This is a genomic window from Streptosporangium sp. NPDC001559 (genome assembly GCF_042893955.1).
Lineage (GTDB): Bacteria > Actinomycetota > Actinomycetes > Streptosporangiales > Streptosporangiaceae > Streptosporangium.
In genome coordinates this window covers 16,481-33,760 of the sequence record NZ_JBIAVG010000018.1, presented here as the reverse complement: position 1 = coordinate 33,760, position 17,280 = coordinate 16,481, and the positions used below count along the sequence as shown (strand labels likewise).

Genomic DNA, 17,280 nt, shown 5'->3' with positions numbered 1-17,280 from the left:
AAATCCCCCCGGGAGACCCTCCACTCCCCTGCCGAGACCGCAGCAGGAGCAACCGTGGTTCGCTTTGCGCAAAGCCGTCCCCAAGGGGTGGTCGCTGGATGAAACGGTGGGGGGATCTCTCACAGGACACCGCCGACCACCTCTCGGCGCATTCGGTCCTCGACCATGCCGAGATGGCGGTGGTCGTCACCGACCGTTTCAGCAACGTCGTCTACTGGAACCCCTTCGCGGAACGGCTGTTCGGCAGGCCGGGCCCTGCGGCCCGCGACCAGTCACGTTCCCTGGGCATCATGGAGAAGGACCACCCCCTCGCCGTCGAGCTCGCCAAGCACGTGCTCAAGGGCGGGGTGTGGGAGGGCACCTTCGACGTCAAGCGCGGCGACGGCACGATCATCTACGTCCGGGCCCAGGCCGTGCCGCTGCGGCACCAGTCGGGCTCGGTCACCGGCATCGTCATCACCGCCAGGGAGGCGATGCGCAGCAACGAGCGCGAGAAGGACCGCTACGGCCTGCTCGAACGGATCGGCGAGCGCCTCGCGGGCTCGCTGTACGTCGAGGAGACGCTCAACCGCGTCGCCGAGATGCTCGTCCCGCAGTTCGCCGACCACTGCTTCATCGAGCTCATGGACAACGGCAGGCTGACCAGGAAGGTCTCCAGCCACGTTCCGGGCTGGAGCCCGCCGCCCAACACCTGGGCCCCCATCGGCGCCGACATCAACTACCCGACCGGGCACTACGCCGAGATCGCGCTGCGGCGCCAGGAGACGATCCTCGTCGAGGACTTCTCCCAGACCAACTACCCCAGCCCGGGAGAGGCCAGCACCCGCCTCGCCGCCGAGATCGGGATGACCTCGGCGATCGTGGCTCCGCTGTGCGTGCGCGGTGAGATCCTCGGGCTGATGTACCTCGGCCTGTCCAACCTGACCGACCGGCGCAGCCCGCACTACGACGCCTTCGACCGTGACTTCGTCGGAGCCGTCGCGACCCGGGTCGCGCTCGCCGTGGACAACGCGCTGCTGTTCGAGGAGGAGCGGCACACCGCCGAGTCCTTCCAGAAGAACCTGCTGCCCCCCGCGCCGCTGCCCGAGCTCGACGGCCTGGAGATCGCGGTCCGTTACTGTCCCGCGGCGCCGCTCGCCTCGCACGGCCAGGGCATCCAGACCCAGGTCGGCGGCGACTGGTACGACGTCATCCCGCTGTCCGCGGGCCGGGTCGGCATCGTCATCGGCGACGTCGAGGGCAGGGGGGCCAAGGCCGCCGCCGTCATGGGCCAGCTCAGGGCCGCGCTGCGGGCCTTCGCCCAGGACGACAAGCCACCTGCGGAGATCCTCGCCAGGCTCGACGACTGGACCCACAGCATCGCCACCCCCGAGTGGGACGACAGCGGTGCCGACATCAGCGTCCCGCCCATCGTCACCTGCCAGTACCTCGTCTACGACGCCTGGTCGCGCCAGCTGTCCTTCGCCAACGCCGGGCACGCCCCGCCGCTGCTCCTGGTCGACGGCACCTGCAGCGAGCTGGAGATCGAGGAGGTCGGCAAGCCCCTGGGCGTCCGCGCCCGTGGCATCAACGCCGACCTGGTCTACAAGGAGGAGACCCGCACGCTGCCCGCGGGGGCCGCGCTGCTGCTCTACACCGACGGCCTGGTCGACCGCCGCCCCCTGCGCGACGCCGACGGCAGGCCGCCGAGCGACGAGGAGACCCTCGCCGCGCTCTTCGGCAAGCTCATCGAGATCTCCGACGACACGGTCGAGAACATCGCCGAGGCCGCGACGGACGCCGTCCCCGGCGAGATCGACGACGACATGGCCATCCTGGTCGTCAGGTCCGCCCGTGATGAGCTCGACGTCGAGGAACGCACCTTCCCCGCCCAGCCCATCATGGTCGGCGAGGCCCGCAGGATGGCGGCGGAGGCCTTCAGCGGCTGGAACGTCCCCGAGGAGCGCGCCGAGCTGGCCTGCCTGCTGGTCTCCGAGGTGGTCACCAACGTCGTGCTGCACGCGGCGAACGCCAGCGTCCCCCGCCGTGACCTGGTGATCGACACCACCACCCCCTTCTCCTTCGACGAGTCGTGGGACATCCCGGGCTTCGAGGACGAGGTCGTCAACGAGAAGGAGTTCACCCTGAGGCTCCGCAGGGGAGGCGAATCCGTCTGGGTCGAGGTCTTCGACCAGGACCTGCGCCTTCCCCGCATCCGCAGCGCGGGGGAGAACGACGAGGGTGGCCGAGGTCTCTACCTCGTCGACCAGCTCGCCAAGCGCTGGGGTTCCCGCCCGACCAGGGAGGGCAAGGCCGTCTGGTTCGAGATCCCCACCAAGTCACGCTGACCAGAATCAAGATCACTGCCAGGTTTCGTGAGCTTGTCCGGAATTTCCCGCAGGTTACGCGTCCTGGGCCGGTGAAGCGGTCAGGGCATGGCGCCCTCGTCATAGAAGCCGGGGACGATCGGTGCTTCACTCGGGGGATGGATCTGGCCTTCGAACGTCGCGGGACAGGGGAGCCCCTGGTCCTGCTGCACGGAATCGGTCACCACTGGCAGGCGTGGCTGCCGGTGCTCGACCTGCTCGCGGCCGAACGGGACGTGATCGCCGTCGACCTTCCCGGCTTCGGCGCCTCCCCGCCGCTGCCGCCGGGCTCGCCGTACACGGTGGAGAGCCTCGCCGACGCGGTCGAGATGTTCTGCGCGAGGCTCGGCCTCGGCGAACCCCACGTCGCGGGCACCTCCCTCGGCGGGTACGTGGCCCTGGAGCTGGCCTCGCGGGGGACGGTCCGTACGGCCACGGCGCTGTCGCCCGTCGGATTCTGGAACCGAAGCGAGCTGGTGTACTCGCGGGCGGTGCTCAGGACGTTCCGGGCACTGGCCTTCGCGCTCGACTCGGAGCGGGGCGAGGCCCTCGCGGCGAACCCGCTGGGCCACACGCTGGCCGCCGGGCTGCTCGTCGGCCGCCCGTCCAGGCTCTCCGCGCAGGACCTCTCCTCGGCCAGGCGGGCGCTGCGGGAGGCGCCGGGGTTCGACGACACCCTCGACTCGTTCGTCTGGCTGATGCCTCCGGCGCCGCCGAAGACGCCGGTGACCATCGCCTGGGGCGATCGCGACCGGCTGTTCCCCCGGCGGCAGGCCGTACGGGCCGCCAGGTGGTCGGGGCAGCGGGTGCGACTGCTGCGGGGTTGCGGTCACCTGCCGATGAACGACGATCCGGCCCTGGTCGCGCGGGTGGTGCTTGAGGGGTCACGGAGCTGACGACGGGACCGTCGGCCCCGCTCCGTACGGCGTGCGGGGCCGGCCTCGTCGGGTCGGTGGACTAGCGGAAGGTCTGGCCCCAGAGGGCGAGCATCACCAGGATGAAGACGATCATGATGCCGGCGTAGGCGACCGTGCCGAGCCGCATCGCGCGCCGTACCCGGTTGAGCCCCCAGGCGAACAGGAACGCCAGGAAGACCAGCAGGATCAGTCCGCTGTCCATCAACACCGCCTCAGGGGGAGCCTACGGTGACCAGTATGCGTCGGCCGTGAGGATCTTGTGGCGATTAACCACGACACCGTTTCTCGTGGAATGGTGCTGTCCGTGAGTAGATGGGTGAAAGTGACACGCGTTCCTTCGGCCGTCCGGGGCTCCGTGCTCGCCGTCGCGCTCGCCGCCTGCCTGGCGGCCTGCTCCTCGGGAGGTTCGGGGACCTCGGGAGTCTCGGGGGAGAGCCCCTCGGCTGCCGCGTCGCCCACTGTGGCCGCCACCGCCGACGTGTCGCAGGTGCCGTCGGCGTCGCCCAGCGAGAGCGTGCCGGACGTTCCGGTGGAGCCGAGCCCCACCCCCACGGCGACGCCGACACGCACCGGGGGTATTTCGCGGGTCGACGACGTGACGGGGCGGCTCAGCCCGCTGGGGAAGGAGTCGGTCGTGGTCGACGCTCCTGACGGGCCGCACGAGGTGCACCTCACCGGTGACACGGTCGTGCTCGACACACAGGGGAGTGTCTGCCAGAAGGGGGCCGTTCCGCACCGCTGCACGTCGGCGGAGCTGTTCAAGGCGCTCAAGGCGGGGGTCACGTTCGAGGCGAGGGTGCTGATCTCGGAGGGTGACGCGATCAAGGTCGAGGAGATCGTCAAGGATTGAGGGGCAGGCCGCCCTTCCGTGGCGGGAGGGCGGCGTCCCGGCGTTTCCGAGGGGTCAGAAGCCGAACGAGCGGCCGATGATCTCCTTCATGATCTCGGTCGTGCCGCCGTAGATCGTCTGCACCCGGCTGTCGATCCAGGCCTTGGCCACGGGGTAGTCCATCATGTAGCCGTAGCCGCCGTGCAGCTGCAGGCAGCGGTCGATGACCTTGTTCTGCAGCTCCGTGGTCCACCACTTGGCCTTGGCCGCGTCGACCGCGCTCAGTTCCCCGGCGTTGAGGGCGAGGACGCACTTGTCCACGTAGTGACGGGCGATCTCCAGCTCGGTGTCCAGTTCGGCCAGGACGAACCGGGTGTTCTGGAAGCTGCCGATGCTGCGGCCGAAGGCCGTACGGGACCTGCAGTACTCGACGGTCTGCGCCAGGACGGCCTCCGCCGAGGCCACCGCCATCACCGCGATCGACAGGCGTTCCTGCGGCAGGTTGGCCATGAGCTGGTAGAAGCCCCGCCCCTCCTGTCCGCCGAGCAGGTTGGCCACGGGAACCCGTACGTCGTCGAAGAACAGCTCCGCCGTGTCCTGGGCGTGCATGCCGATCTTCTCCAGGTTGCGGCCCCGGCCGAAGCCCTCCATGCCCCGTTCGACGACCAGCAGCGAGACGCCCTTGGCGCCCGCCTCCGGGTCGGTCTTGGCGACCACGACGACGAGGTCGGAGTTGATGCCGTTGGTGATGAAGGTCTTCTGGCCGTTGACGACGTAGTGGTCGCCCTCGCGCCTGGCGGTGGTCCTGATGCCCTGCAGGTCGCTGCCCGCGCCGGGCTCGGTCATCGCCACGGCCGTGATCAGCTCGCCCGAGGCGAACCCGGGCAGCCAGCGGGCCTTCTGGTCGTCGTCGGTGAGGTCGACGAAGTACGGCGCCATCACGTCGTTGTGCAGGGAGAAGCCGAGACCGGTGGCGCCGATCCGCATGACTTCCTCGACGATCACGGTGTTGTAGCGGAAGTCCTTGATCCCGGCGCCGCCGTACTCCTCGGGCACTCCGAAGCCGAACATGCCGATCTCCCCGGCCTTCTTCCACACCTCGCGGGGGACGATGCCGTCCTTCTCCCACCGGTCGTGGTGGGGAACCACCTCGCGGGCCATGAACTCGCGCACGGTCTCCAGGAAGAGGAGGTGCTCCTCCTGGAAGAGGTCTCGTCGCATGGGCTTGCCTCCTTGGGATACGAGGACAGAATACGATTCTGTTACCCATAGGTACACCCAGGTGACGGGCGTTGTACGGCCTCCGCCGGAGATTCGGCGGATCACAAGTCCGCCACAGTCTGCTGGGGGTCTTGTCATCTTCCTGCGTCATGCTGGGGCTGGGCAGTACGATCCGGAGCGAGTTGTGACTTTATGACCGGTTTTATGGCTTGGTACCGAGGATCGGAGTGTTGCGGTGTTTCGCTGGGGAGCAAAGCTCAGGGGGACGATCGTGGCTTCGGCCCTTGGGGCTGCCTGTGCCGGACTGGTCGTGATTCCCGCAGGTGCCTCGCGGGCCGACACTCAGGTTCAGCCCTACTCGTATATTTGCCACGGCCCTGGTGTGTCCGGGAACGTAACTGTCTCGGTAGGCGTGTCTGTGGCGACGCCTGTCTACGCGAATGGGCCGTTGGTTGTGAATTGGACGTTGAACCAGCTCGCCCTTGCTGCGAACAAAGACTTTCAGGTCGGTGGACACCTTCTGGCGACCGCGACATCGAGAATCAATGGACTTTGGGAACAGGGGCAGGCGGTTCTTATTCTCCCTTCGGAGAGTAAAATTGACATTCCAGCGTCTACGGGAACGCCAAAGCCCATTATCGTTCCGAACCTGAGAGGGCAATTCACCGCTCCCAAGACTGGGGATGCGACAATCGTCCCTGAGAAGATTGTCGTTGACTTTGTTCCTTCTCAGCGCCTGGTCAACAGTGCTGACGTTCCTGACGGGACGAGCCCTCTTCACAAGATTGTCTACAGCCCTTCGGGAGGCTGGAAGAAAGTCGATAGGCCCCCGGCCAACTCTGTCGAGCAAGCCTACGGAGATGAGCTTTGGGAAGCCTCACAGAAGGACGCAACGGCTGAGATCGAGTTCATCGGAACGGGTATCGAATACATCGGTGAGCGGACGATCGGTCTGGGAGAGGTCGGAGTGTCATTGAGGCCGGACCCCCGCCTCAACCTCGATGTGATCACGGAAAAGGTGGCGCCTTCGCAGAAGGACGGAACCCCGATTCCGACCCCGAGTCCCACCTCCACCGATTCTCCGAAGGTCTACGTGAAGGAAACGTTGTGGAGGTCGCCGCTTTCGCTGGGGTACGGCAAGCATGTGCTGAAGTTGACGAACAACGAAGACAAGCCCATGCGTCTTGACGCCTTCAGGGTTACCTCCTCAACGGTGACGCATGATGCGTCTTCCCCCTATCGCGTGGACTGTGAGCTTGCCCCTGGCGCACCGGTTCCTCCGGTGAAGGTCACCGTCGAGAAGACCCCTACTCCGACGGCTACCCCCACGACTCCGACCCCCACCCCCACCAGGACCCCGACCGTGGTGCCCAGTACCCACTACACGACCGTGCCGCCCCACACCGCCACCCCCAAGCCGACCCTCACCGTCACCGCGACCGTGACCCCCACCCGGCCGACGCCGACCGCTCCTCAGGTGGTCGTGACGCCCAGCGGTGGCGCGCAGACGGGTGAGGCTCCCGACGAGAAGCGTTCGGGCGCGGGGCTGATCGGCGGCGGGACGGCGATGGTGCTCGCGAGCGTGGTCGGCGGAGTGGCGTTGAGGCGGCGGCGTGCGGCGCACAGCCAGGGCCGCTGACGCGAAGCGGGTCGGTAGGAGACAGTAGGCGCATGCGCGGGGACAGGTAAGGAGGCGCCGGATGTATCCAGGGCCTTCACAGGGTCAGGGCCCCTACTACGGAGGCGGCCGTCCGCCCAGGAAGGGCGGTGGCCTGCTGCTGCCCACCCTGCTGGTGGTCGGCTCGCTCGGCGGGGTCGCCGCGATCATGGCCGGGCTGCTGACCTACCTGACGCCGGTCGCCGACGACGAGCCGTACGGCCCGCCCGTGCCGCAGGCGGCCGACAGCATGATCGTGCAGGACGTTCCCACCCAGGGCGGTCAGGAGACGCAGGCCGTACAGCCGGAGCAGCCGCAGGATCCGCAGCCGCAGGAGCCGGTCGCGGCGGCCGCCCCCGCCGAGGTGGGGCACGGCGGGCTCGACACGCCGTTGACGGCCGCCGCTCCCACCGCTCGTCCGCCGTTGCCCGTGGTCAAGCCGCCCGCGCCGCTCAAGAGCACGGGGGTACGGCCGAACAAGCTGGCCATTCCCAAGATCGGACTGCTGGCTCCGCTGATGGCGCTGGGCGTCGACGCCAAGAAGGAGATCCAGACCCCGCCGTTGAGCAAGCCGAACCTGGCCGGTTGGTACAAGAACGGCCCGGTCCCCGGGCAGCAGGGCCCCTCGGTGGTGCTCGGGCACGTGAACACCCGCAGCGGGGCGGCCGTCTTCAGCCGCCTGAAGGAGATCAAACGCGGGGACAAGATCAAGGTCTCCAGGTCGGACAGGACCATCGTGGAGTTCACCGTGGACGGGGTCGAACAGGTCAGCAAGACGTCGTTCCCGTCGAAGCGGGTCTACGGCAACACCGGAGAGGCGACTCTGCGCCTGATCACCTGCGGCGGCGTCTACAACAGTCGGACCCACCACTACACCGACAACATCATCGTCTACGCGACCCTGTCGGCCACCCGCAAGGCCTGAGCCGTAAGGCCTGACCTGCGGGGAACGCCCCGCGAAGCCCGGTCTGCGGGACCCGGGTCTGTGCGGCCCGACCGGGAGGCGGACCGGCGGGAAGGCTGACGCGAACGGCCGGGGCGGTTACCGTGGTCGTGTCGAAGATCGTTGCGAACCGTCGAAGAACCCCAAAGGGGAGAAGCCGCCGATGCTCCAGCTGCCGACCTACGACGACGTCCGGGACGCCGCCGCCCGTATCACCTCCCACGCGCACCGCACCCCCGTGCTGCGCTCACGCCGCATCAACGAGAGCGTCGGCGCCGACGTGGTGTTCAAGTGCGAGAACCTCCAGCGCATGGGCGCCTTCAAGTTCCGTGGCGCGTTCAACGCCCTGTCCCGGTTCACCCCGGAGCAGCGGCGCGCGGGCGTGGTCGCCTACTCCTCGGGCAACCACGCCCAGGCCGTGGCGCTGGCCGCCAGGATGCTGGACATCCCGGCCACGATCGTCATGCCCCACGACGCGCCCGCCGCGAAGGTCGCCGCGACCAAGGGGTACGGCGGGCGGGTCGTCGGCTACGACCGCTACGCCGAGGACCGTGAGGAGATCGGCCGCGCGCTGGCCGTGGAACACGGGCTCACGCTGATCCCGCCGTACGACCATCCGGACGTCATCGCGGGGCAGGGCACCGCCGCCCTGGAACTGCTGGAGGAGGTCGGAGACCTCGACGCGCTGTTCGTGCCGCTCGGCGGGGGTGGGCTGCTGTCCGGCACCGCGCTGGTGGCCAAGACGCTGTCGCCGGCGTGCGCGCTGTACGGCGTGGAGCCCGAGGCGGGCGACGACGGCCTGCGGTCCCTGCGCCAGGGGAGCGTCGTCCACATCGACACCCCGGTGACCATCGCCGACGGCGCGCAGACCCAGCATCTGGGCGCCCACACCTTCGCGATCATCAGTCGCGACGTCGACGACATCGTCACCGTGACCGACGCCGAGCTCGTCGAGGCCATGCGGACCTTCTTCGCCACGATGAAGATCGTCGTCGAGCCCACCGGCGCACTCGGCCTCGCCGCCGTCCGCAGGCTCTCGGGAGACCTGGCGGGACGGCGGATCGGTGTGATCATCAGCGGCGGCAACGTCGACGTCGACCGTTTCGCCGCACTGCTGACCGGCCGCTGACCGGCCGGGCGTCCTGGGACGGACCCGTCAGAGCAGTTCCTCAAGCCGGGCGGCGACCTGACGGTAGCGGGAGACCGGAATCAGGTGAACCCCGTCGAAGGCACCGGAGTCGCGGATCTTGAGGACCTGCTCGCAGGTGGCCTCGACCCCGGCCTGACGGTCGGCGGCGACCGCGCGGACCAGGTCCTCGGGGATGTCGATGTCCGGGATCGCGGCGGAGAGACGCCGGGCGTGGTTCTCGCTGGCCAGGACCATCACGCCCGCGTAGACGGGAACCTCGACGGGGTTGGCCTCCCGCCACCTCAGCAGGGTCTCCAGGGAGAAGCCGACCTGGACGAAGACGAAGTCGGCCGCGTGCTTCCAGGCGGGCAGCGGGCGAAGGCCGGCGGCCGTACCGACCTGGAAGGGGCGCACCCCGGAGAAGGCGGGGTCGTCCGGCAGGGCACGAACCTCCTCGATCATCGCGCGCACGTTCAGGTCACCGGTGCGGTTGCCCGTCGTCGGCTTGTCCCCGTAGACGAACAGGAAGCGGTCGACGCCGTAGGCCGCGGCGGTCAGCAGGTCGCGGCGGAACCCCAGCAGATTGCGGTCGCGTGAGTTGAGGCACGCGATGCTACGACCTCCCATCGCCTCGACCTCGTGCGCGACCGCCACGCTGGAGACCGTGGCACGGCCGATGTGGTTGTCGGGCACCAGGAAGGTGTCGGAGATCTTGCTCAGGGTTCCGATCTGGTGCCGGACGTGCATCAGGTCGGGCCGGGTCGGCGGCTCGATCTCGCAGATCACCTGGAACGGGGAAGTCGTCATGGACCAAATGTAGGCAGACCGAAGCGGGGAGGCCACCTGCTTTCCTCGCGTATAAAGCGCTGCGGGAAAACGGAAATCGCATTTCTGAAACGGTTAGGATCCAGCACATGGCGACTACGCGGGCCGGCAACCGTAGAATCCGGATAATCGTCGACCCCGCCCTTCCCGAGGAGACGGCGACCGCCCTCGGTGACAACGTGTTCATGCTCGAAAAGGTGCGAAAGGGCTGGAAACCACTGCCGGAGCCCAAGAAGCGCTCGGCCGCCTCCCTCGCGGTCAAGGGGATGCTGACGGCCTTGGCCCTTGTCGCCGCGGTTTTCGTCGGCGCCGGTCTCCTGATCGAGATCGTGCTTTCCATCACGCTGGCCGGTCTTGTCGTCGCCGCGATACGGGCCGCCGGTGATTCGGAGGACCGCCTTTCTCCGGAACACGCCTTGTACGGCCTCGCCGAAGACTGCCGGGAGAGTTATCTCCTTGAGGAGGATTTCGACGACGCGGCGAGAGAACTGCTCGTCAGGACGAGGACGGCGGCCGGTTCGATTCTCGGTTCGCGGGTCAACGCCGAGGGTCTTCTCGACGACGTGCGCAACTCGGTGGTCCTGCCCACGCAGGAGTGGGAGATCGCACGTCTGCTGGCCAAGCTGTCCGCGTTGCGCGCGGAGCACAGGACGCTCATGGCCGGTGGGGTGACCCCGGAGGTCTCGGCCGCGGTGCGGCCCCTGGAACGGGTGCTGTCCGAGAGCGAGAAGGCGGTCGTCGCCAGGGTCGAGGCGATCGAACGCTACGCCGCCCATGTCGCGCGGGCGGAACAGGCCCAGCGGGCGCATGACCAACTGCGGGCGTTCGCCGAACGACTGCCGCGCTATGAGGAGCTGCTCGCCGAGTCGGGGGCGGACGCGCTGGCCGTACCCGAGGTTGGGCGGCTGGCCGAGGAGGCCGACGAGCTTGAGCGGGCGCTGCGGGACAGCCTCGGGGCCGCGCGGGAGGTCTTCGGGCATCTGGACGGTTCGGCCGGCGGTTCGTAGCGTGACGGCATGAGTGTTGATCAGGTGACGTTACGGCCGATCGTCGCGGAGGACCTGGAGACGCTTGAGCGCTTCTCCGTCGAGCCGGAGGCGGCGGGGCTGTTCGGCTGGCTCGGCTGGTCGGACCCCGGCAGGTGGCGTCAGCTGTGGGAGGAGAACCGTTTTCTCGACGCCGAGGGTGGTCGGCTGCTGGTCGTCCACGACGCGGAGCGGCTCGGCTTCGTCACCTGGCGCAGGATCCTGACCGCGCGGACCTCGTACTGCTGGAACCTGGGGATCGCCCTGTTGCCCGAGGCCAGGGGCCGGGGCTTCGGCACCCGGGCGCAGCGCCTGCTGGTGGAGTACCTGTTCGCGCACACGCAGGTCGTCAGGGTCGAGGCGGTCACCGAGGACGCCAACCTCGCCGAGCAGCGCGCGCTGGAGAAGGCGGGCTTCACCCGGGAGGGCGTGCTGCGCGGTTACTCGTTCAGGAACGGCCACTGGCGTGACGGGGTGATCTACAGCGTGCTGCGCGACGAGGTCGACCTGCCCGGCTGATCACCCGGCGGCGACCCTGGCGATCTCGGCGAGGACGAGGTCGGGCTGGGCGTTCTGCACGTAGTGCTCGCTGGTCGAGGCCGTCACCAGGCGACCCCGGCTCGACAGCGCCGCCAGGCTCCTGGCGTGCCGGGTGTCCTCCTCCGGCTGCCCCGCCGGGACGATCAATGTGACCGGCAGGTCGCCCCACGCCCCGGGACGGACCGTCGCGGCCACCTGGGCGGCGCTGTCCACCGACGCCCACGCCTCGGCGCGGGCCGCCGCCATGCTGCCCGAGCCGTAGACGACGGTGGCGTTCGCGCGGGCCGTCGGGGTCGCCTCCGGAGGCACGAGGGCGTCGCCGCGCAGCCTGAGCAACCCGACCCTGGCGACGAACTGGTTGACGCCGAGCTGTACGGCCAGCAGCGGCCGGGAGATCCGCAGCGCCGTCAGGGCCGTCTCGTCGGTGACGTCGATCAGCACGAGCCCGGCGGTCAGGTTCCGCAGGCGGTCGGCGAAGACCCGCACGACGTTGCCGCCGAAGGAGTGCGCGACCAGCACGTACGGCCCGGCCTCCCCGGAGGCGGCAAGCAGCGCGTGCAGCTCTCCGGCCAGACGTTCCGCCGTACGGGGGGACGGCCCCTCCTGGCTCCAGGCGTATCCCGCCCGGTCGTAGGAGCACACCCGGGAGCGGGCGGACAGGCGGCGTTGGATCACCTCCCAGCTCGCGCTCGACTCGGCCAGTCCCGCTTCGAGCACGACGGTCGGGGCGCCCCGGCCGGTGCAGTACAGGTGCAGGCGGTGGCCGCCCACGTCGACCAGCCGTCCCGGTGCCCGGTGCTCCCGCGCGTCGGCCCGTGAGGCGTTCGACTCGTAGGCGAACCCCACTCCGGAGGCCAGCACGAGCAGGACCAGGGCGAAGGCCACTGCCCGAAGCAGTGCCCGCAGCAGCCTGCGGCCCCTGCCGGGGCGTGGTTTCGTGGTGCGTTCTGGGTTTCTGTCCGCCATGTCTCGAAGGTAGGGACGCGGATGGCCCGTTTCCTCCTCCACGCTGGGGGACCCGTTCACGCCCCCTCATCCGGTGGAAGGAGAACTTTGGGTGATTTGTCGGAGGTGCCGCCTAGGCTCCGAACCGCGGAAGAGGCCGGTGAGGAGAGGTGCGGCATGGGAGCCTGGGATCTGGGACCGTTCGACAACGACGGGGCACTCGACCTGCTGGCGCATCTCGACGGTACGGCGGACCCGGCGGCGGCCCTGTCGGAGGCGCTGCGGGAGATCCTCGACCAGGACGACTACGTCGAGGGGCCGGACATGGCGGGCGCGGTCGCGATGGCCTGTCTCACGATCGCCCGTCTGGCCGGTGTCGAGTCCGTCGCCCTGACCGACCCGGTGGCGGTCAGATGGCTTGAGGGCAACCCGTTCCAGGTGGACGCGGCGTTGCGCGGGCTCGCCGCCGACCTTCTCGACAGGGCGGCCCGCCCCGGGGACAACGAACTGTACGACCTGTGGCAGGACGCGGACTCCCTCGACGAGTGGCTCGCGACCCTGACTCCCTACCGCCGGGCGCTGGCCGGGTGATCGACGGTCACCCGGAGTGATGGTATGGCCGCTTTACCGGGAGGTTCACCGGCGCTCACCAGGCGCTTTACCAAGAAAACCCTTTTTTTCACGATGAGCCATGAAATATGGACCTATATCGTGATGGCATGGGTGGACCCAGTGCTTTCCCCGGCATCGACCCCGAGTCCGCGGCCCGCAGGGCGTCATCGTTCGGCGGCCAGGCTGAGGCCTACGCGCGGGAGCGGCCCGACTACCCCGACGCCGCCGTGCTGTGGGCGCTCGAACCCGTCACGGGCTCGCGGCCCCCGCGCGTCCTCGACCTGGGCGCGGGGACCGGAAAGCTGACCGAGGTGCTGCTGAGGCACGTCACCGACGTCGTCGCGGTCGAGCCGGACCCGGCCATGCTCCGCCAGTTCCGTGTGCGGCTGCCCAGGGTCGAGGCCCTGCCGGGCGGCGCGGAGCGGATCCCGCTGCCGGACAGCTCGGTCGACGCGGTCCTGGTCGGGCAGGCGATGCACTGGTTCGACCTCGACCGGGCCGCACCGGAGATGGCCAGGGTCCTGGCGCCCGGCGGGGTGGTCGCGGGGCTGTGGAACCTCGACGACGACCAGGTGCCGTGGGTGAACGGGCTGAAGGAGGTCGCGCGCAGCACGGTCTCCCGCACGCAGTGGCGTCCCGACGTGCTCGAACTCGGGGAGCCGTGGTTCGGCCCTGTCGAGCAGACCTGGTTCCCGCACAGCCAGCGCAGGACCGCCGAGTCGATGGTCGCCACGATCGCCACCCACTCCCACGTGCTGACGCTCCCCGAGGGAGACCGCGCCGAACTGCTGGGCAGGATCGCCGACTACCTGCGCTCGACCCCGGAGACCGCGCGGGGTGAGTTCGAGCTGCCGATCACCACGGTGGTGATCCGAGCACTACGCGCCTGAGAGGTCTTTTTCCTGGCGTGCACTGTCTTGATGAGACAGGACGGAATTTATGCCCGTTTTGCCAAGACACGTGCATCTCTCTGCTTGTGTTCATAGGATCTATGCCGGACTGTGACCATCGCCTGGAATCGTGGGCAACCGCGCCAAAGCGGTCAGCTGTGCCGAAACGGAGAGTAACTGTGCTGAGGTCCAAGACGCGTCGTCGCGTCGCGGCGAAGACGGCAGCCGGAGTGGTCGGCGCGGGCATCCTCCTCGGCGCGGTTCCCGCGATCGCCTCGATGACGGCGGTGGCCAAGCCGGTCACCTACACGTGCACCGCGGGCACGGGTGCCGGCACCGCCGGACCCTACAAGATGCAGATGGACCTGTCGGGCCCCCTCACGGCCCCCACTCCGAGCGCGACCGTCGTGGTGACCTGGAAGGCCGGTCAGCCCCCCGCGCCGCCGAACCTGGTCGCCCCGGTGGCCATCGCCGCGGGGGACCGGATCGTGATCGAGGCGGACACGTCGATCTCCGGGCCCGTGCCGACCACCACGGGGGACATCCACTCGGTCCTGGCCACGACGACACCCGGGGTCGTGGCCGTCAACGGGGTGCTGCCCCCGCTGCCCACCGTGCTGGTCACCGTGGTCCCGACCGCGGCCGGGGTCGTCACGGTCCGGCCGGACGCCTTCTCCGTCAGCCACCAGACGGGCACCGGCACCGGGACGGAGACCCTCATCTACGACTGCCTGATCGCCACCCCGGCGGAGGCGACCGCCGCCGCGCTGCTGGTCACCGTCAAGCCGACCGGCGCGGCCACCACCACGCCGACCACGACCGCGACCACCACCCCGACGACCACCCCGGCCGAGACGACCACTCCCGAGCCGGTCGTGACCATCACCCAGACCAAGACCGCCAAGCCCCCCAAGCCCAGGAAGTCCGGACACGTCGCCGAGACCCCCGGCGGCGGCGCCTCGACGGGCGGGGGAGGAGACGCCGGTCCCGACGCCAGGATGTTCGTCCTCGGCGGGACGGCGATGATCATGGCGGCGGGGATCGGCGGGTTGATGCTGCGGCGCCGTACGGCGACCCGGGGCTGACCGGGGCGCCGCATGACCACCCCGCCACCGGAAGGCTGGCCGCCGGAGCACCCCGCGCAGCCGTACGACCAGGGGTACTACCCCTACCCGGAGTACGAGGAGCCGTACGGTGACCGGGCCGGGGGCGGCAGGATCCTGCGCTCGGTGCTCATCCTCGCCGGGGCGGCCGGGGTGGTCACGGTGCTGGTCGGCCTGCTGATGATGGCGGTCTCCCCGGACGGGTACGGCCTGGCCGAGCAGCGTACGACGCTGCCGCCCCGCAGCGCGGTCAACGCGACCACGCCCGCCGACCCCTACTTCAGGGCCGATCCGACCGCGCCGCCGCCCGAGCCGCGTCTGCCTCCCGCCCCCGCGATGCAGCCCTCGACCCCGCTGCGCCTGGTCATCAAGCGGCTGAACATCAACGCGCCGATCACCTCGGTCGGGCTCGACAAAAAAGGCGCGATCGAGGTGCCGTCGGTCGGCAATCCGAACCTGGTCGGCTGGTACCGTTCGGGGCCGACGGCGGGCGAGGCCGGTCCCGCGATCATGCTCGGGCACAAGGACACGCGCTCGGGAAGCGCGGTCTTCAGCCGCCTGGCCGAGATCAGGAACGGCGACGAGATCGAAGTCCGGCGGCAGGACGGCATCATCGCGGTTTTCACGGTAGACGGACTCGAACAGGCGGACAAGACGGTGTTCCCGACACAGCGCGTATACGGCGACTCGCCGATCCCCCGGCTTCATGTGATCACCTGTGGCGGTACCTACAACCGCACGACCGGCCACTACACCGACAACGTCATCGCCTACGCGACGATGACGAGCACCCGCAGAGCATGAGCGCGGTGACCACGACCGCAGAGGAGCCGGTCGACAGGACGGACAAGGCACGCGACGTCCCGGCGTTCCTGCGCGAGCGGCGGCACGGTCTGACGCTCGGCGTGCTCGTCGCCCTGGCCACCGCGGCCTACAGCGTGCTCGGGCTGGTCAAGTTCTCTGCGTTCAAGGCGAGCATCTTCGACCTGGTCATCTTCGACCAGGCGGTGCGCGGGTACGCGAGTTTCGGGCCGCCGGTCGCCCCCTCGGTCGGCATGTTCTACAACCAGGGAATGGACTTCGTCCAGCCGGCCGACCACTTCTCGCCGATCCTGGCCTTCCTGGCCCCGCTGTACTGGGTGTACGACGACCCGCGGACCCTCATCGTCGCGCAGGCGGCGCTGCTCTCGCTGGCCGCCGTCCCCGTCTGGCACTACACGAGCCGCCGTCTCGGCCCGGTCCCCGCGCACCTGGTCGCGGTCGCCTACCTGGTCTCCTGGCCGGTCGCGCAGGCCGCCGGGTTCGACTTCCACGAGGTGGCGTTCGTCCCGCTGCTCAGCGCGATCATGATCGAGCGGGCGGACGCGGGCAGGACGCGCTACGCCGTCCTCGCCGCCGTCGGCATCCTGCTGGTCAAGGAGGACATGGGCCTGCTGGTCGCCGGGTTCGGGGTCTACCTGTTCCTGATCAGACGCAGGCTTGAGGGGACGGCCCTCGTCCTGATGGGCGGCGGCGCGCTGCTGCTCATCCGCGGCGTGGTGATGCCGATGATCGGCTCGGGCGGCGAGGGCTTCCACTGGGCGTACGGCAGTCGCGGCGCGACCCTTGGCGAGGTGGCGCTGTCCATCGTCCGCGACCCGTTCGGCACGCTGTGGCAGATGGTCAGCCCCGAGGTCAAGGTGGACACCATGGCCTTCCTGCTGTGGCCGATGCTGCTGACCGCGCTGCTGTCCCCGCTGGTCCTGGTCGCCGTCCCGCTGCTGGTCGAACGGTTCCTGGCCGACCGGCCGCAGTGGTGGGGGACCGACTTCCAGTACAACGCCTTCCTCGCGGCCATCCTCGTCTGCGCCGCCGTGGACGGTGTCCACCGGCTCTCCGGGCGGCTGCGCGGGCGCTTCCCCGAGCGGTCGCGGGCGCTGGCCGGGCACTGGGCCTTCGCGGTCTGCGTGATCGGGCTCACCCTCGTGCCGCGCTTCGCCCTGGGCAACCTCGTCGAGTCGTCCTTCTTCACCGAGGAGCCGTCCGTCGCGGCGGCGCGCGAGGCCGTGGCCACGGTTCCCGACGGGGTGGTGGTCGAGGCGGCCAACAACGTCGGTCCCGCGCTCAGCGCCAGGACGACGGTGCTGCTGTGGGGCCCGCAGGCGTACGGCGCGCCGTGGATCGTGGCCGACGTGGCGCGCTGGACCTTCCCCTTCGGGGGTCCCGAGGTGCAGCAGCAGCGGGTGGACGAGGCGTTGCGCACGGGCTACACCAAGGTGTTCGACAGGGATGGCTACGTCGTCCTCAAGCGGTCCTGACC

General features: G+C 69.5%; 17 protein-coding genes. 13 read left to right on the top strand and 4 right to left on the bottom strand.

Features of this window, described 5'->3' with window-relative positions; all coding sequences use genetic code 11:
* Nucleotides 1-98 precede the first annotated feature (98 nt).
* Nucleotides 99-2,327, top strand: coding sequence for a SpoIIE family protein phosphatase (locus ACFYY8_RS33150; protein ID WP_390047858.1), 2,229 nt, complete (start codon nucleotides 99-101; stop codon nucleotides 2,325-2,327).
* Between the two features lie 137 nt (nucleotides 2,328-2,464).
* The gene (locus ACFYY8_RS33145; protein WP_390047855.1) at nucleotides 2,465-3,241 is read left to right on the top strand and encodes an alpha/beta fold hydrolase; all 777 of its coding nucleotides are present in this window, start codon (nucleotides 2,465-2,467) and stop codon (nucleotides 3,239-3,241) included.
* A 61-nt stretch (nucleotides 3,242-3,302) separates the two neighbouring features.
* Here the strand turns inward: ACFYY8_RS33145 and ACFYY8_RS33140 are convergent, their stop codons facing one another.
* Nucleotides 3,303-3,464, bottom strand: coding sequence for a hypothetical protein (locus tag ACFYY8_RS33140; RefSeq protein WP_352014715.1), 162 nt, complete (start codon nucleotides 3,462-3,464; stop codon nucleotides 3,303-3,305).
* Nucleotides 3,465-3,584: 120 nt separating this feature from the next.
* Between ACFYY8_RS33140 and ACFYY8_RS33135 the strand changes: the two genes are divergently transcribed.
* The gene (locus ACFYY8_RS33135) at nucleotides 3,585-4,112 is read left to right on the top strand and encodes a hypothetical protein (RefSeq protein ID WP_390047851.1); all 528 of its coding nucleotides are present in this window, start codon (nucleotides 3,585-3,587) and stop codon (nucleotides 4,110-4,112) included.
* 54 nt (nucleotides 4,113-4,166) lie between these two features.
* Here ACFYY8_RS33135 and ACFYY8_RS33130 read toward each other — a convergent pair whose 3' ends face one another.
* Nucleotides 4,167-5,312 (bottom strand): acyl-CoA dehydrogenase family protein, encoded by a 1,146-nt coding sequence (locus ACFYY8_RS33130; protein WP_390047849.1) that lies wholly within the window; start codon nucleotides 5,310-5,312, stop codon nucleotides 4,167-4,169.
* Nucleotides 5,313-5,778: 466 nt separating this feature from the next.
* Between ACFYY8_RS33130 and ACFYY8_RS33125 the strand changes: the two genes are divergently transcribed.
* From ACFYY8_RS33125 to ACFYY8_RS33115, 3 genes are all read left to right on the top strand, one after another.
* Nucleotides 5,779-6,951, top strand: coding sequence for a hypothetical protein (locus ACFYY8_RS33125; RefSeq protein ID WP_390047847.1), 1,173 nt, complete (start codon nucleotides 5,779-5,781; stop codon nucleotides 6,949-6,951).
* 61 nt (nucleotides 6,952-7,012) lie between these two features.
* Nucleotides 7,013-7,894, top strand: coding sequence for a class F sortase (locus ACFYY8_RS33120; protein WP_390047845.1), 882 nt, complete (start codon nucleotides 7,013-7,015; stop codon nucleotides 7,892-7,894).
* 181 nt (nucleotides 7,895-8,075) lie between these two features.
* On the top strand, nucleotides 8,076-9,041 hold the full coding sequence (locus tag ACFYY8_RS33115; protein ID WP_390047843.1) for a threo-3-hydroxy-L-aspartate ammonia-lyase: 966 nt from the start codon (nucleotides 8,076-8,078) through the stop codon (nucleotides 9,039-9,041).
* A 27-nt stretch (nucleotides 9,042-9,068) separates the two neighbouring features.
* Here the strand turns inward: ACFYY8_RS33115 and ACFYY8_RS33110 are convergent, their stop codons facing one another.
* Complete coding sequence (locus tag ACFYY8_RS33110) at nucleotides 9,069-9,848, bottom strand: methylenetetrahydrofolate reductase (protein ID WP_390047841.1); 780 nt, start codon at nucleotides 9,846-9,848, stop codon at nucleotides 9,069-9,071.
* A gap of 107 nt (nucleotides 9,849-9,955) precedes the next feature.
* Between ACFYY8_RS33110 and ACFYY8_RS33105 the strand changes: the two genes are divergently transcribed.
* Both ACFYY8_RS33105 and ACFYY8_RS33100 read left to right on the top strand, forming a co-directional pair.
* Nucleotides 9,956-10,873: a hypothetical protein gene (locus tag ACFYY8_RS33105; RefSeq protein WP_390047839.1), complete on the top strand. Its 918-nt coding sequence runs from the start codon at nucleotides 9,956-9,958 to the stop codon at nucleotides 10,871-10,873.
* Between the two features lie 9 nt (nucleotides 10,874-10,882).
* Complete coding sequence (locus ACFYY8_RS33100) at nucleotides 10,883-11,410, top strand: GNAT family N-acetyltransferase (RefSeq protein WP_390047837.1); 528 nt, start codon at nucleotides 10,883-10,885, stop codon at nucleotides 11,408-11,410.
* On the opposite strand, the gene ACFYY8_RS33095 is transcribed toward ACFYY8_RS33100, so the two are convergent.
* Nucleotides 11,411-12,397, bottom strand: a complete 987-nt coding sequence (locus ACFYY8_RS33095; protein WP_390047835.1) for an alpha/beta fold hydrolase — start codon at nucleotides 12,395-12,397, stop codon at nucleotides 11,411-11,413.
* A gap of 156 nt (nucleotides 12,398-12,553) precedes the next feature.
* Between ACFYY8_RS33095 and ACFYY8_RS33090 the strand changes: the two genes are divergently transcribed.
* From ACFYY8_RS33090 to ACFYY8_RS33070, 5 genes are all read left to right on the top strand, one after another.
* Nucleotides 12,554-12,967, top strand: a complete 414-nt coding sequence (locus ACFYY8_RS33090; RefSeq protein ID WP_390047833.1) for a DUF4259 domain-containing protein — start codon at nucleotides 12,554-12,556, stop codon at nucleotides 12,965-12,967.
* Nucleotides 12,968-13,095: 128 nt separating this feature from the next.
* On the top strand, nucleotides 13,096-13,878 hold the full coding sequence (locus ACFYY8_RS33085; RefSeq protein WP_390047831.1) for a class I SAM-dependent methyltransferase: 783 nt from the start codon (nucleotides 13,096-13,098) through the stop codon (nucleotides 13,876-13,878).
* A gap of 179 nt (nucleotides 13,879-14,057) precedes the next feature.
* A complete protein-coding gene (locus ACFYY8_RS33080) occupies nucleotides 14,058-14,963 on the top strand; it encodes a hypothetical protein (protein WP_390047829.1) in 906 nt (301 codons plus the stop codon).
* 12 nt (nucleotides 14,964-14,975) lie between these two features.
* A complete protein-coding gene (locus ACFYY8_RS33075; protein ID WP_390047827.1) occupies nucleotides 14,976-15,785 on the top strand; it encodes a class F sortase in 810 nt (269 codons plus the stop codon).
* 5 nt (nucleotides 15,786-15,790) lie between these two features.
* Nucleotides 15,791-17,278 (top strand): DUF2079 domain-containing protein, encoded by a 1,488-nt coding sequence (locus ACFYY8_RS33070; RefSeq protein WP_390047825.1) that lies wholly within the window; start codon nucleotides 15,791-15,793, stop codon nucleotides 17,276-17,278.
* The last annotated feature ends 2 nt before the right edge of the window (nucleotides 17,279-17,280 follow it).

Bases quoted from the DNA above. Each gene is read 5' to 3' on its own strand.
- ACFYY8_RS33090 (WP_390047833.1), top strand. From the start codon at position 12,554: ATGGGAGCCTGGGATCTGGGACCGTTCGACAACGACGGGGCACTCGAC.
- ACFYY8_RS33150 (WP_390047858.1), top strand. From the start codon at position 99: ATGAAACGGTGGGGGGATCTCTCACAGGACACCGCCGACCACCTCTCG.
- ACFYY8_RS33110 (WP_390047841.1), bottom strand. From the start codon at position 9,848: ATGACGACTTCCCCGTTCCAGGTGATCTGCGAGATCGAGCCGCCGACC.
- ACFYY8_RS33145 (WP_390047855.1), top strand. From the start codon at position 2,465: ATGGATCTGGCCTTCGAACGTCGCGGGACAGGGGAGCCCCTGGTCCTG.
- ACFYY8_RS33095 (WP_390047835.1), bottom strand. From the start codon at position 12,397: ATGGCGGACAGAAACCCAGAACGCACCACGAAACCACGCCCCGGCAGG.
- ACFYY8_RS33130 (WP_390047849.1), bottom strand. From the start codon at position 5,312: ATGCGACGAGACCTCTTCCAGGAGGAGCACCTCCTCTTCCTGGAGACC.
- ACFYY8_RS33140 (WP_352014715.1), bottom strand. From the start codon at position 3,464: ATGGACAGCGGACTGATCCTGCTGGTCTTCCTGGCGTTCCTGTTCGCC.
- ACFYY8_RS33085 (WP_390047831.1), top strand. From the start codon at position 13,096: ATGGGTGGACCCAGTGCTTTCCCCGGCATCGACCCCGAGTCCGCGGCC.
- ACFYY8_RS33115 (WP_390047843.1), top strand. From the start codon at position 8,076: ATGCTCCAGCTGCCGACCTACGACGACGTCCGGGACGCCGCCGCCCGT.
- ACFYY8_RS33100 (WP_390047837.1), top strand. From the start codon at position 10,883: ATGAGTGTTGATCAGGTGACGTTACGGCCGATCGTCGCGGAGGACCTG.
- ACFYY8_RS33075 (WP_390047827.1), top strand. From the start codon at position 14,976: ATGACCACCCCGCCACCGGAAGGCTGGCCGCCGGAGCACCCCGCGCAG.
- ACFYY8_RS33120 (WP_390047845.1), top strand. From the start codon at position 7,013: ATGTATCCAGGGCCTTCACAGGGTCAGGGCCCCTACTACGGAGGCGGC.
- ACFYY8_RS33105 (WP_390047839.1), top strand. From the start codon at position 9,956: ATGGCGACTACGCGGGCCGGCAACCGTAGAATCCGGATAATCGTCGAC.